The following is a 12,803-nucleotide window of genomic DNA, read 5'->3' on the forward strand; positions in this document are numbered from 1 at the left end:
GGCCACTGGGGCTAGCCGATGGTCAGGCGCAGGTCGTCGCAGGTCGACGTGGCCGACGCGGACGGCAGGTAGCAGAAGACCGTGGCGGAGGTGTTGGTCGGACCGGTGGTGAAGGTGCCGGACTCCGGAGTCCAACCGCCGGCCGAGGTGTGGGCGGTGACCTGCGCGCCGCCGTAGTTCTTCACACCGAAGCTGGTGGAGTTGCCGGAGTCGGCGCGGACCCAGCCGGAGTAGGTGTAGGTGGTGTTGGGCGCCAGCCCGGTGACGGTGTACTCCATCGTCGCGTAGTCACCCGCGCCCGAGCGCAACTGCAGGTCGTGGGTGGGGCTGTGGGCCGTGGCGTCGGTGACGACGGTGGCGTTGTGGACGGTCCAGCCGGCCAGGGGGCCGGACTCGAAGGTGCCGGCCGGGAGCAGGTCGAGCGCCGGGAAGGTGAGCAGCTGGGCGTCGACCGCATGGGTGTCGCCGGACGGGCCGGGGTTGGTCCAGTCGCGCTGGGGAGCGGTGACGGCGCCGCCGGTCCCCGCGGTCAGGCTGAGCGCCTGGCCGCTGTAGCGGTTGACCAGGCGGTAGCTGCCGGCCGGGAGGACGGCGTCGCCGATGCTCTGCAGGAACCACTGCGCGCCGACCCCGGTGCCGGTGCCCAGGGTGAGCGGAGCGCCCCAGGCCCGCCCGGAGTTCGCGGTGTCGGTGACGCCGAGGTTCTGCCCGGAGACGGCGTTGGCGACGGTGAAGAAACCGTCGCCGGTCGGGGTGAACGTCCAACCCTGCGACGAGGAGGGGCCGCCGGCCGTCGTGGTCAGGCTGCTGCCGGACTGGGCCAGGTACTGGCCGTTGCCGGCGGCGATCCGGTACGCGGCGCCGGGGCTCACCGGCGGGGTGGGCAGATTGCCCGGTGCGGTGTCGACCGTGGTGCTGACCCACTCGGTGCCGCTGGTGGGGGTGCAGCTGTACATGCAGTAGTTGCGGAAGGTCTTGCCGACCAGGTAGTTGGCGGTCCTGCTGGTGCTGTCCAGCAGCGACCGGTACCAGGCGCCGCCGCTGGGGTTCGTCACCGTGCCGATGTCCTCCCACCGCTGGGTGGCGAGGTCGGAGGTGGCGTAGATGTGCAGCGGGGAGGAGGTGGTGGGGTTCTCCGGCCGGGCCATGCTGATGTACTTGCCGAGGTAGGCGTCGTAGGCGACGTCGAGCCAGGCCAGCGGCGGGGCGCTCGGCAACCGGCCGGCGGCGAGCTGCTGGGCGGTGGTCCCGGTGTTGAACGGGCTGTAGGCGTCGTCGAGGTATCCGGGGCCGGTCCCGTCGGAGGGGACCAGGTCGGCCTCCTTGCCGCCGGTGCCGGGCTCGGTCCAGGTGCCGCCGTACCACTTCTTCCACGAGGTCGGCGCCATCTTGCCGGAGATCGGAGCCCGCGCGACGTGGCCGAGGTCGACCCGGCCGCCGCCCGCCTGGTTCAGGATCTGGGTGTCGTAGTAGAGGTAGAAGTACCCGGAGGCGTAGTCGACGAACAGCTTCGGGTCGCCGTCGCCGTAGTAGTAGGTCTGGTTCGGGAACTGGTCGCGGCCGTCCTTGGACGGGTCGTTGCAGGCGGCCAGCTTGAGGGAGGTGACGCCCTCGACGCAGTCGGCGGGCGTCCCGGTCAGGCTGATCTGCCCCTTGGCCCCGGCGGCGGGCGTGCTGAACGTCTGCGTCGCCGAGCCGGAGCAGGTCTGGATCGTGAACGTGGCGCCCGCGGCGGTGCCGGAAGCGGTCAGGCAGAGGCCGGAGGCCGGGTTGACCAGAGTGCCGTCGGTGGCGGTCCACTTCTGGTTGGCGCCCCCGGTGCACCCGTACTTGCCGACCGCGGTGCCGGCGGTCGTGCCGCCGCCGGTGATGTCCACGCAAGTGCTGCTGCCGACCCGGATGCTGCCGTCGGCCGCCAGGGTCCACAGCTGGTCGTTGGCCCGCCAGGTGGTGAACGGCGAGGTGATGATGTGGTCCTTGATCGTCCAGGTGGCGCCGTGGTCGGTGGACTGCGCGTAGTCGATCGAGTCGTAGTGCAGGCCGTCGCCGAACGGCGACGGGGTGAACTCGTTGTGCACGGCCCCGTACCAGCTGCCGGTGTCCGGGTCGACCCACACGCCGATCAGGTCGCAGTAGTTCCGCTCGGCGTAGCCCGAGGTCTGGGAGGAGCGCGGGTCGTAGGTCGACATCAGGCCGGTCGGACTGTTGTTGCAGCGCGCCGTGGTGTCGGCGTTGTCCGGGGCCGAGGAGACCGCGGCCCTGGTCACGCCGGTGTCGATGTCCGTCCCGGTCCAGAACTGCCAGGCGCGGCTGTCCTTGCCCGCGTACAGCGAGTGCGAGGACTGGAAGAAGAACGAGCCGTCGCTGTCGATGAAGGGGTACGCCGGCGTGTCGTCGGCGTGGGCGTAGGTACCGGTCGCACCGGTCGTGATCGTGTACGTCGGCGTCGCCGCGAGAGCGGGCGACGCGGCCACGGGGCCGAGGGTGGCGACCGCGAGAGCCAGCGGCACCAGCGCCGCGAGCGCGGTCCGGGACCGCCGCATGGTTCGAGATGGCATGTACGTCCTCTTCGTGGGGGAGCGAGGGAGCCCGACCGGCCGATGCCATGACGTGCCGCTGCGCAGGGCGGCAGACGGGAGGTTCCGGCGGTGCGTCCCCTGACTGGCCGTCGGACCGACTCCCACCGGCCCGTTCGACGTGCAGAAACCTAGAATCGGCGGCACGCCCGGGCAACCGGCCGACAGCACATGAATTGCAGATGATTGATCAGGGGTGACGAGTCGACCATCCTGATCGTCCTGCACAATCCCTGGCAGGAGCGGTGGCCGCGGCCGGACAGGCTCCGTCCGTGAGGGACCAGGGAGTTCGCATGACCGGTTCGGCCCGCCCGTCCTCGGAGGGCACGTCCCCCGAGGTCCGAGGGCTGAAGTTCCGGATGCTCGCGGACCGCCTGCGCCGGGAGATCGCCGACGGCGTCTGGCCACCGGGCAGCCGGCTGCCGATCGAGCCGGAGCTCGCCCGCGCGCACGGAGCCTCGGTGAGCACGGTCCGCCGCGCCGTCGCCGAACTGGTCGCCGAGGAGCTGGTCGAACGCCGCCAGGGCTCGGGAACCTACGTCCTCGCTCCGAAGCCGGTCAGCGGCCGTTCCGCCCTGATCGGCGTCGTCGTGCCCAGCACCGCCTTCTACTACCCGCGTGTCCTCAAGGGCATCGAGGAGGAGCTCACGGCGGCGGGGGCGCGCGCCGTGCTCGCCTGCTCCGGCTACGACCAGGCCCGCGAGATCGGCGCCGTCGCCGACCTGCTCGACGCGGGCGCCGACGGCCTGCTGCTCGCGCCCACCCTGACCGGGCCGAAGACCCCCGAGGCGTATCTGGCCCGGCTCGCCGCCCTCCCGGTCCCGGCCGTCCTGGTCGAGCGCCGGGGGACGAGCCTCGGCGACACGGTCGAGAGCGTCTCCACGCACCATGAGGCGGGCGGCTATGACGCCGTCCGGCACCTGGTGCGGCTCGGCCACCGGATGATCGGCCTGGTGCTGCGGATCCCCAGCCCGACCGCGGAGCCGGTCGGCCGGGGCTTCCACCAGGCGGTCCGCGAACTCGGGCTGCCCAGCACCGAGTTCCAGGCCGCGCTGGAGGAGTGGAGCCCGGCCGCGGCCGACCGGTGCCTGGCCGGGCTGCGCAGTGCCGGTGCCACCGCCGCGGTCTGCTTCGGCGACCGGCAGGCGGCTCTCCTGACGGCCGCCGCCCGCCGGTCCGGGCTGCGCGTCCCGGACGACCTGGCGCTGGTCGCCTATGACGACGAGATCGCCGACATCGCCGAAGTCCCGCTGACCGCCGTGGCACCCCCCAAGCACCTCCTGGGCCGTACCGCGGCCGCACTCCTGCTGAACCGGCTGGAACACCCGGAGGACTCCCGTCGGACGGTGCTGCTGCGCCCCGCGATCACCGTCCGCGACTCGTGCGGAGCCGCCCGGCACCGGATCGCACCGGAGCCGGACCGAGTGCGCAGCGACCGCTCCTCACCTTCGGCCCTCGAAGGATGAGGAGCGGCCGCCGTCACCTGCGCCCGGTGAACCCGGGGGCCTCAGCCGGTCGATCGACCGGCGACGCCGACCGCCGCGCCTACGGCAGGTGCCAGAGCTGGTTGGCGGACGGGCCGGTGGAGCAGTCCCAGATGATCAGCTGGGTGCCGGCCGGGCCTGCGCCGGCGTCGTCGAGGCACCGTCCGGACCGGGGGTTCTTCAGGGTGCCGTTGGTCTGGGCCTGCCAGACCTGGTTGGCGGCGCCGGGCGTGCAGTCCCAGAGCTCGACCTCGGTGCCGTTCGCCGTGCTGCCACCGGTGATGTCCATGCACTTGCCCTGGACGCGCAGCGTGCCGTCGCCCCCGGCGGTCCACTGCTGGTTCACGGATCCGTTGGTGCTGCAGCCCCAGACGATGATCGGGTTGCCGTTGGCGGTACTGCTGCCCGAGTTGTCGACGCACAGGCCGTTGATGCCGGTGATGCGGCCCGTGCCGCCGCTCTTGTCCAGGCCGATCCGGACGTTGCCGAGGTGGCTTGCGGCGGTCGCCGGGACGCCGGTGACCTGGCTGAACGTCATACCGGACACGGGGGCCGAGACCTGCTGGACCAGGTAGGACCTGCCGGCGGTGGTGGGGATCGAGAACTGGCCGGCGGTGGTGGGGCTCACCACGACGGTTGCCTTGTCCGTCCCGTCGACGACCGAGACGCTCCGGCCGGGCCAGGGGTTGCGGATGGTGAGGGTGCCGGTGGAGCCGGCGCGGATGCCGACGGTACCGATGACCCCGCCGTGGACCTGGACCGAGACGGTGCTGCCGCCCTGGATGTACTGGGTGCCGTCGGCGTCCCAGCCCGGGGGCAGGGCGGGGGCGATCCGCAGCAGGCCGTCGTAGTCCTGGACCAGCGCCTCGTTGACGGCGAGCGCGACGTTGGCGGCCTGCTCGATGTACGGCTCGGTGCCGCCGGTCTGGCCCCACAGGTTGCCCAGGCCGGTGGGGTAGGTCTGGTACTTCTGGGTGAGCGCGGTCAGGTCGGCGGCGACCTGCGAGCCGAGGCCGAGGCGGGCGGCGTGGACGGCGTCGAAGCTCCAGTCGTTCTGGTGGACGTTGACCCGGCTGCTGTAGGTGCGCTGCGCCACGGAGAGCAGCGGCGAGTTGTCGCCGATCAGGCCGTACGGCCAGACTGCTTCGAGGTCGTCGTTCTCGCTGTTGTTCACGGCGGCGGTGGGCTGGGAGGACTGGCCGAGCACGTCGGTGCCGGAGGCGTCGGCGGCGGCGGTGAGGTTCTGCCGGTGGGTGGCGGCGTCGGTGCGCGGGTAGTCGGGGATCTGCGGGATCGCGGTCTGCAGCTGGGAGACCAGCGAGGCGTCGGTGTTCAGGGTCTGGGCGGCGGAAATGGTGGCGGGGAACAGCGCCTTCATCGCATCGATCAGGTTGACCGGGTCCTGGACGTTCCACTGGTTCTCGTGGACGTTGGCCACCGCGTGCCGCTTGCCGTCGGCGCCGACGGTCGTGTACGCGAGCAGGAACTGGCTCGCCTGTTGCATCAGCGGATAGTTGGTGGTCAGGAAGGCCCGGTCGCCGGTGGTGAGGTACTGCTGCCAGACCCAGAGGCCGATCTCGGCACCGCTGGAGACGGTCCGGCCGTTCCAGGTGCTCAGGGCCTGGTCGCAGGAGGCGTCACCGAACGGGTTGCCGTCGTTCTGGAAGCCGTTGCCGTTGAAGCGCATGGTCTCCGGGACGCAGATGCCCGGCAGGTTGTTCATGTATTTCTTGGTCCACGCCTGGATGTTGGCCAGGTTGGAGGTGTAGAGGTTGAACAGGCCGGCGTTGAGCGCGGCCGCGCCGGCGCCGATGTTCGCGGCGACCTGGCCGCGCAGGTTCCAGAACCAGTAGTCGGCCGGGTACCAGTTCTGGGTGTCCTGGGAGAAGTTGAACAGGTCGGCGACCCCGGCCTGGGAGCCGGGGAGCGAGCCGCGGGACTCCTCGGCGGTGGTGAAGTAGTACAGGGTCCGCAGCTTCTCCAGGTACTGGGCCGTGCCGTCGGCCGAGGAGAGCTTCACCAGGCCGAGGCGCGTCCAGTAGTCGTGCCACCAGGACAGGTGCGCCGCCTGCAGCGTGCTCGGGGTCGCCGAGGCGTCGGTGCCCAGCAGCGCCGCGGCGGTCGCGGCGGCGTTGCCGCCGGTCCACTGCGGGCTGCCGACCAGGACGCGGAAGCTGCCGTCGGCGTTGGGGGTGAAATCGACCTTCACCGTCTGCGAGTCGGCGACCGCGGCGGTGACGTTCCGTCCGCCGGCCGTGAGCGCGGCCAGCGAGCCGAAGGTCCGCCCCGAACCGGTGGTCGCGTTGGTGTCCGCCCAGGTCTCGGAGAGCGTCGCGACGCTGCCCGAGGCCGCGGCGGTGGGCGTGCGCCCGGACCACAGGTTCACGGTCGCCGTCTGGGTGGCGTTCGGGTCCGCGCCCGTGACGTCCACGACCAGCTCGTCCTTGTCGGCACGGACGTAGACCGTCGCGCTCATCCCGCCGCCGGACTCCCGCAGTACCCCGTCGTACGGGTCCACGGTGGCCGTGAAGTCGGCGGCCCCGGTGATCCGCGACAGACCGGGGATCTGCAGCTGGCCGGGGGACTTGCGGCCGGGGAGGGTGTCGGCGCGGTTGAGCTGGGCGGTCAGGCCGTTCGCGGCCCAGACCGCGGCGCCCAGGGTGCCGTTGCCCAGCGGCATCGACTGGGTCGCTGCGGTGTTCGGGCTGCCCAGGACGATGTCGGCCTCGCGGACCAGGTCGGGGGTGTCGACGACGAGCGCGCCGTTGGACCAGGCGGTCGTGGTGGTCACCGCCGTCGCGGCAGTCGGCGACCAGGCGATCGCCGAGGTGCCGAGTGCCAGGGCGACGACCGCCCTGGCTACGGGTGCACTGCGCATGCTGCGGCCCTTCTGTGGTGAGGGTGGGTCCCGTGAGGGGTGCTCAGGCCGACTGCCGAGGCCGCCTGGAGCGGCCGGTCGCCGGCCCGGTCGGTGGGTGGTGCCGGTCGGCCGGTCACGTGGTCCGCCCACGCGGAAGGCGTCATCCGGTGCCGGGGGCGGCTGCGGAGGCCAGCCAGTCCTCGACGGCGGCGACGTGCACCGTGGCGAGGCCGGCGGCCAGCCCTGCGTCCCGTCGGACGAGCGCCCGCCAGATGGCCTCGTGCTCGCGGTGGGCCTGTTCGCGGGCCGGCGCGTGATGGGCGCCGCGTACGATCCGCAGGCGCTGGGTGTGGGTGGAGAGGATGCCCAGCAGCGTCGAGAGGACGGGGTTTCCGACCGAGTCGGCAATGGTGCGGTGGAACTCGATGTCGAGCCGGATGAACTCCTCGATGTCGACGTCCTCGGCGGCACGGTCGAGGATGGTGCGGAGCTCGGCCAGGTGCCGCTCGGTCAGCAGGCCTGCTGCGAGGGCGGTGGCCTGCGGTTCGAGCAGCCGCCGGACCTCGAGGAGTTGGTGGGCGGTTCGGCCGTGCGACACGTCGGCGGCGAACGCCATCGTCTCGAGCAGCAGGTGCGGTTCGAGCCCGGAGACGTAGGTGCCGTCACCCTGCTTGGGGACGAGGATGCGCAGTGCCGTCAGGGCCCGTACGGCCTCGCGGAGGGAGTTGCGGGACAGGCCCAGCTGGTCGGCGAGGTCCGCCTCGTTGGGCAGCCGGGATCCGGGCTCGAGGAGTCCGGAGACGATCATGTCCTTGATCTTGTCGATGGCCTGGTCCGTCACCGCCATGATGTCGCCTCCTTCGCCGTGACGCGTTCAGTCAGGTCGGGTGGGCTCGGCAGGCTCGTCATTCCTGCTTCTCGCCGGAGGCGAAGCGGGAGATGATCAGGGCGACGATGATGATCGCGCCGTTGAGGAACTGGTTCCACAACGGCGGTACGCCGGCCAGGGTCATGACGTTGACCACGAGTTGGAGGGTCAGCACGCCGGTGAGGGCACCGAAGAGGGTGCCGCGGCCGCCGTTGAGGCTCACGCCGCCGATGACGGTGGCGGCGAAGACCTGGAAGATCCAGCCGTTGCCCTGGTCGGCGGAGATGGAGCCGTAGTGGCCGGTGTAGAGGATGCCGGCGAAGGCGGCGAGCAGGCTGCCGAGGATCAGGACGGTCCAGGTGATCCGGTCGACGCGGATGCCGGCGGCGCGGGCGGCCTCGGCGTTGCCGCCGATCGCGTACAGGGCGCGGCCGTGGCGCAGCCAGGCGAGGGCGCAGCCGCCGGCCGCGAACAGCAGCGCGCAGATCCAGATCGCGGCGGGGACGCCGAGCCAGCCGGTGCGGCCGAGGTAGGTGAAGGAGCCGGGCAGGTTGACGATCGACTGGCCCTGGGAGATGGCGACCTGGAGTCCGCGCAGCAGGGTGAGGGCGCCGAGGGTGACGATGAAGCCGTTGAGGCGCAGCTTGAGGATCAGGAAGCCGTTGATCGCGCCGATGAGGGCGCCGACCGTGAGGCACAGCGGGATGGCCGTCCAGGACGCGAGGAGCCCGAGGCCGTTGAAGCGGGCGCCGTGATCGGGCAGGACGAGCCAGACGGCGATGACCGGGGCGACGCCGATGGTGGACTCCAGGGAGAGGTCCATCCGGCCGGCGATCAGGATCAGTGCCTCGGCGAGGACGAGCAGGCTGAGTTCGGTGGCCTGCTGTCCGACGCCGAGGAGGTTGTCGGAGGTGAGGAAGGCGGGCGAGACGGCGAAGCCGATGACGCCGAGGACGAGCAGGACCGGGACGAGCGACAGGTCGCGGTAGCGGGCGAGGTCGAATCGGCGGCCGGGGGGTGTGGCGTTGGCGGGGGCCGAGTGCGGGCGGACCTCAGTGGTGGGAGTCATTGCGTTCCTTCGGGTCGGTCGGGCCGGCCATGCCCTCCATGGCTGCGACCAGCTGTTCGTCGCTCCAGCCGTCGGTGAATTCGGCGACCACACGGCCGTGGAACATGGCCACGACCCGGTCGCAGACCCGCAGGTCGTCGAGTTCGTCGGACACGATCAGTGCGGTCTTCCCGGCGTCGGCCACCTCGCGGACGGTACCGAGCAGGGACTCCTTGGACTTGATGTCGACGCCGTTGGTCGGCCGGATGGCGACCAGGACGTGCGGCTCGGTGGCGAGCGCCCGGGCGATGACGACCTTCTGCTGGTTGCCGCCGGACAGCGCCGAGACGGGGGTCGCGGGGCCGGGGGTCTTGATGTCCAGGTCGGTGATCATGCGCTGGGCGAAGACCCGGGTGCGCGAGGGCAGCACCGTGCCGTACGGGCCGAGCCGGCCGGTGACGGTGAGGGTGGCGTTCTCGGCGACGCTGCGCTGCGGGACGAGGCCCTGGATGTGCCGGTCCTCGGGGACGAAGCCGATGCCGGCGGCGAGGGCGGCGGGAACGCGTCCGGTGCGCACCGGACGCCCGGCCACGGTGATCGCGCCGGTCTGCGGGCGGTGCAGGCCGGCCAGGGTCTCGCCGAGCTGCACGTTGCCGCTGGCAGCGGCGCCGGCCAGGCCCACCACCTCGCCGGCCCGCGCGGAGAGAGTGACGTCCTGGTAGGCACCGGCCAGGCCGAGGCCGACGACGTCGAGCAGGGTGTCGCCGGTGGTCCGCGCCCGGCCGCGAACCGACCAGGACGGTTCGGTGCCGCCGGTGCTCTCCCCGGTCATCGCCTCCACCAGGGCGTGCTGCCCGAGGTCGGCGACCGGCGCGGTGACGATGTGCCGGGCGTCGCGGTAGACCGTGACGGTGGTGCAGAGCTCGTAGACCTCCTGCAGGTGGTGCGAGATGAACAGGAAGGCGACACCCTGCCGCTGGAGTTCCCGAAGCTTGTCGAAGAGCTTCTCGATGCCGCGGGCGTCGAGCTTGGCGGTGGGCTCGTCGAGGATGATGAAGCGGGCGCCGAAGGACAGCGCCCGGGCGATCTCGACGAACTGACGCTGTTCGACGGTCAGTTCCTCGGCGCGGGCGGTCGGGTCGACGTCCACACCGTACTCGGCGAGGAGTTCGGTGGCGCGGCGGCGCAGCTGCTTCCAGCTGATCGGGCGCAGGGCGCCGGCGCTCTGCCGGTCCAGGAAGAGGTTCTCCGCGACGGTCAGCGCAGGAATGATGGTGGAGCGCTGGTAGACGCAGGCGACCTTGGAACGCCATGCCTCGGTGTCGCCGGGGGCCGGTGCCGGCTCGCCGTTGAAGCGCAGGGTCCCGGTGTCGGGCTGCTGGAGGCCGGTGAGGATCGAGACGAGGGTGGACTTGCCCGCGCCGTTGCGGCCGACCAGGGCGTGCGACTCGCCGGGTGCGACCGAGATGCGGGCGTCGCTGAGGGCGACGGTGGCGCCGAAGCGCTTGCTGATCCCGTCGGCGTCGACGACGGGGCCCCGGACGGGGCTGGGGTCCGCCATGGCGGCGTGTCCTTTCCGCAGGGTTCCGTGAGCGGCGGCGTCGCGGTCTGCCGCCGCTCACGGCTGGTCGTGGGGACTACTTGCTGACGCTGTTGCCCCAGAGGGACTTGTCGTCGACGTTGTCCTTGGTGACCAGCGGCGCGGGGAGCTGGTCCTCCAGGCCGTTCGGCAGCTGGATGATGGTCGACTGGTGGTCCGTCGGACCGGCCTGGAAGGTCTTGCCCTCGGCCGCGGCCTGCGCGTAGAACAGGGCGTACTTGGCGTAGAGGTCGGCCGGCTGGGAGACGGTGGCGTCGATGTCGCCCTTGCGGATCGCGTCGAACTCCTGCGGGATGCCGTCGTTGGAGATGATGGCGATGTGGCCCGGGGTACCGGCGGGCTTGAGCAAGCCCTTCTGCTGGAGCAGGGCGAGGGTGGGCTGCAGGAAGACGCCGCCGGCCTGCATGTAGATGCCGTTCAGGTCCGGGTTGGCGGCCAGGGTGGACTGGAGCTTGGCGGAGGCGACGTCGCCCTTCCAGTCGGTGGCCAGCTCGATCACCTGGATGCCGGGGAACTTCTCCTTCATGCAGGCGGCGAACGCCTCGGAGCGGTCGCGGCCGTTGATGGAGCTGAGCGCTCCCTGGAACTCCGCGACCTTGCCCTTGCCGCCGAGCTGCCGGCCGAGGAACTCGCAGGCCTTGGTGCCGTACGCCTTGTTGTCGGCGCGCACCACCATGTAGACGTTGCCCTTGTCGGGGCGGGTGTCGACGCTGACCACCGGGATCTTCTTCGCGGACAGCTGGTCGAGGGTGGAGGCGACGGCGCCGGTGTCCTGCGGGGCCATGACGACGGCCTTGGCTCCGGTGTTCTGGAAGACCTGGACGTTGGCGACCAGCTTGGTGACGTCGTTCTGCGAGTTGCTCACCGGCAGGGTGTTGAGGCCCTGCGAGGAGACGTCCTGCTTGAGGTACTGCGCGTAGGAGTTCCAGAAGTCGGAGTCCGCGCGGGGCAGGTCGATGCCGAGGGCCGGCTTGCCGCCGGAGGCGGCGGAGTTCGCGTCGCTGCCGCGGTTGCAGGCCGTGGCGAACCCCGCCAGGACGACCATGGTGGCGGCCGCGGCCGCGATTCTGGAGGAGCGAGGCTTCATGGTGCTGATCTCCTTGGCTGGTGGGCCGCTGCCGGGGGCGGTGGGGGTGGCCCGGGGTGCCGCACGGACCGGCGCCGGGACGGCGGTGGCTGGTGCAGCCGACAGCCGCTGGGCGACACCGCAATCATCGGAGCGATTGCGGCAACGAGGACCTTACGAGCCTGAAACAGTGCTGACAAGAGGAGACGTCGGACGAATGTGAAGCCGCGGCGCACGGGCTTCAGCACCTGTGCCGCAGCCACTCCGATCTCCGTGGCAGACCTGCGCCTTTCAGGGGTCCGGCACGATCGGGCGCAGGAAACATCGGAGGAATCCTTGCGGTCGGCAGCGGTCGCTCGTATGGTCGTCCGCACCGAGGATTCATCCGATGTGTCGGCTGGCGAGGGCGTTGTCCCACAGCCCGACGGGAGGCCAGACATGAAGCTGATGCGGATCGGTGCGCCGGGAGCGGAGACTCCGGCAGTCCGCACCGACGACGGTGAGACCTACGCGCTCTCGGGCCTGACCCGGGACATCGACGGCGAGTTCTTCGCCACCGGCGGCACCGACCGGGCCCGGGCGGCGCTCGCCGAAGGCTCGCTGCCACGCATCGACGCGACCGGCCTGCGGATCGGTGCGCCCGTCGCCCGCCCGGGCAAGGTGGTGTGCGTCGGCCTCAACTACCGCGACCACGCCGAGGAGACGGGTGCCGCGATCCCGCCGCGTCCGGTGGTCTTCATGAAGGACGCCTCCACCGTGGTCGGCCCCTATGACCCGGTGCCGATTCCTCGCGGGTCCACCAAGACGGACTGGGAGGTCGAGCTCGCGGTGGTGATCGGAAGCGAGGCCCGCTACCTGGGCGATCCGTCCGAGGCGGCCGCCTGCATCGCCGGCTACGCGATCAGCAACGACGTCTCCGAGCGGGAGTTCCAGCTCGAGTACTCCGCCCAGTGGGACCTCGGGAAGTCCTGCGAGGGCTTCAATCCGCTGGGGCCCTGGCTGGTCACCCCCGACGAGGTCGGCGACCCCCAGTCGCTCGGTCTGCGCCTGGCGGTCAACGGCGACCCGCGCCAGAACGGCGACACCAAGAACATGATCTTCGACGTCGCGTACCTCGTGTGGTACCTGAGCCAGTACATGGTGCTGCGCCCCGGCGACGTCATCAACACCGGCACCCCCGCCGGCGTCGCACTGGGCCTGCCCGGCACCCCCTACCTGCGGGAGGGCGACGTCGTCGAGCTGTCCATCGACGGCCTCGGCACCCAGCGCCAGACTTTCGTGAACGCGTGAAAGGCACCGCC

8 protein-coding genes are annotated in these 12,803 nt (G+C 71.4%); 2 read left to right on the forward strand and 6 right to left on the reverse strand.

Annotated features, from left to right (window positions below):
• Positions 1-11: 11 nt before the first annotated feature.
• Entirely contained in the window at positions 12-2,558 is a 2,547-nt protein-coding gene (locus FHR36_RS39305; RefSeq protein WP_301329990.1) for an RICIN domain-containing protein, read from the reverse strand.
• A 311-nt stretch (positions 2,559-2,869) separates the two neighbouring features.
• On the opposite strand from FHR36_RS39305, the gene FHR36_RS13135 reads away from it, so the two are divergent.
• The gene (locus tag FHR36_RS13135) at positions 2,870-4,042 is read left to right on the forward strand and encodes a LacI family DNA-binding transcriptional regulator (protein ID WP_253796576.1); all 1,173 of its coding nucleotides are present in this window, start codon (positions 2,870-2,872) and stop codon (positions 4,040-4,042) included.
• A 79-nt stretch (positions 4,043-4,121) separates the two neighbouring features.
• On the opposite strand, the gene FHR36_RS13140 is transcribed toward FHR36_RS13135, so the two are convergent.
• The 5 genes from FHR36_RS13140 to FHR36_RS13160 all read right to left on the reverse strand — a co-directional run bounded on the left by FHR36_RS13140 (position 4,122) and on the right by FHR36_RS13160 (position 11,523).
• A complete protein-coding gene (locus FHR36_RS13140; RefSeq protein WP_253796578.1) occupies positions 4,122-6,938 on the reverse strand; it encodes an RICIN domain-containing protein in 2,817 nt (938 codons plus the stop codon).
• A gap of 142 nt (positions 6,939-7,080) precedes the next feature.
• A complete protein-coding gene (locus FHR36_RS13145; protein WP_253796580.1) occupies positions 7,081-7,767 on the reverse strand; it encodes a FadR/GntR family transcriptional regulator in 687 nt (228 codons plus the stop codon).
• 58 nt (positions 7,768-7,825) lie between these two features.
• On the reverse strand, positions 7,826-8,857 hold the full coding sequence (locus FHR36_RS13150; RefSeq protein ID WP_253796582.1) for an ABC transporter permease: 1,032 nt from the start codon (positions 8,855-8,857) through the stop codon (positions 7,826-7,828).
• Complete coding sequence (locus FHR36_RS13155) at positions 8,841-10,397, reverse strand: sugar ABC transporter ATP-binding protein (protein ID WP_253796584.1); 1,557 nt, start codon at positions 10,395-10,397, stop codon at positions 8,841-8,843. The genes FHR36_RS13150 and FHR36_RS13155 overlap by 17 nt, the downstream gene beginning before the upstream one ends.
• 76 nt (positions 10,398-10,473) lie before the next feature.
• Positions 10,474-11,523: a sugar ABC transporter substrate-binding protein gene (locus tag FHR36_RS13160; protein WP_253796586.1), complete on the reverse strand. Its 1,050-nt coding sequence runs from the start codon at positions 11,521-11,523 to the stop codon at positions 10,474-10,476.
• Between the two features lie 417 nt (positions 11,524-11,940).
• Here FHR36_RS13160 and FHR36_RS13165 point away from each other — a divergent pair, with 417 nt between their 5' ends.
• The gene (locus FHR36_RS13165; protein ID WP_253796588.1) at positions 11,941-12,792 is read left to right on the forward strand and encodes a fumarylacetoacetate hydrolase family protein; all 852 of its coding nucleotides are present in this window, start codon (positions 11,941-11,943) and stop codon (positions 12,790-12,792) included.
• Positions 12,793-12,803 lie beyond the last annotated feature (11 nt).

The sequence above is a fragment of the Kitasatospora cinereorecta genome (genome assembly GCF_024172095.1).
Lineage (GTDB): Bacteria > Actinomycetota > Actinomycetes > Streptomycetales > Streptomycetaceae > Kitasatospora > Kitasatospora cinereorecta.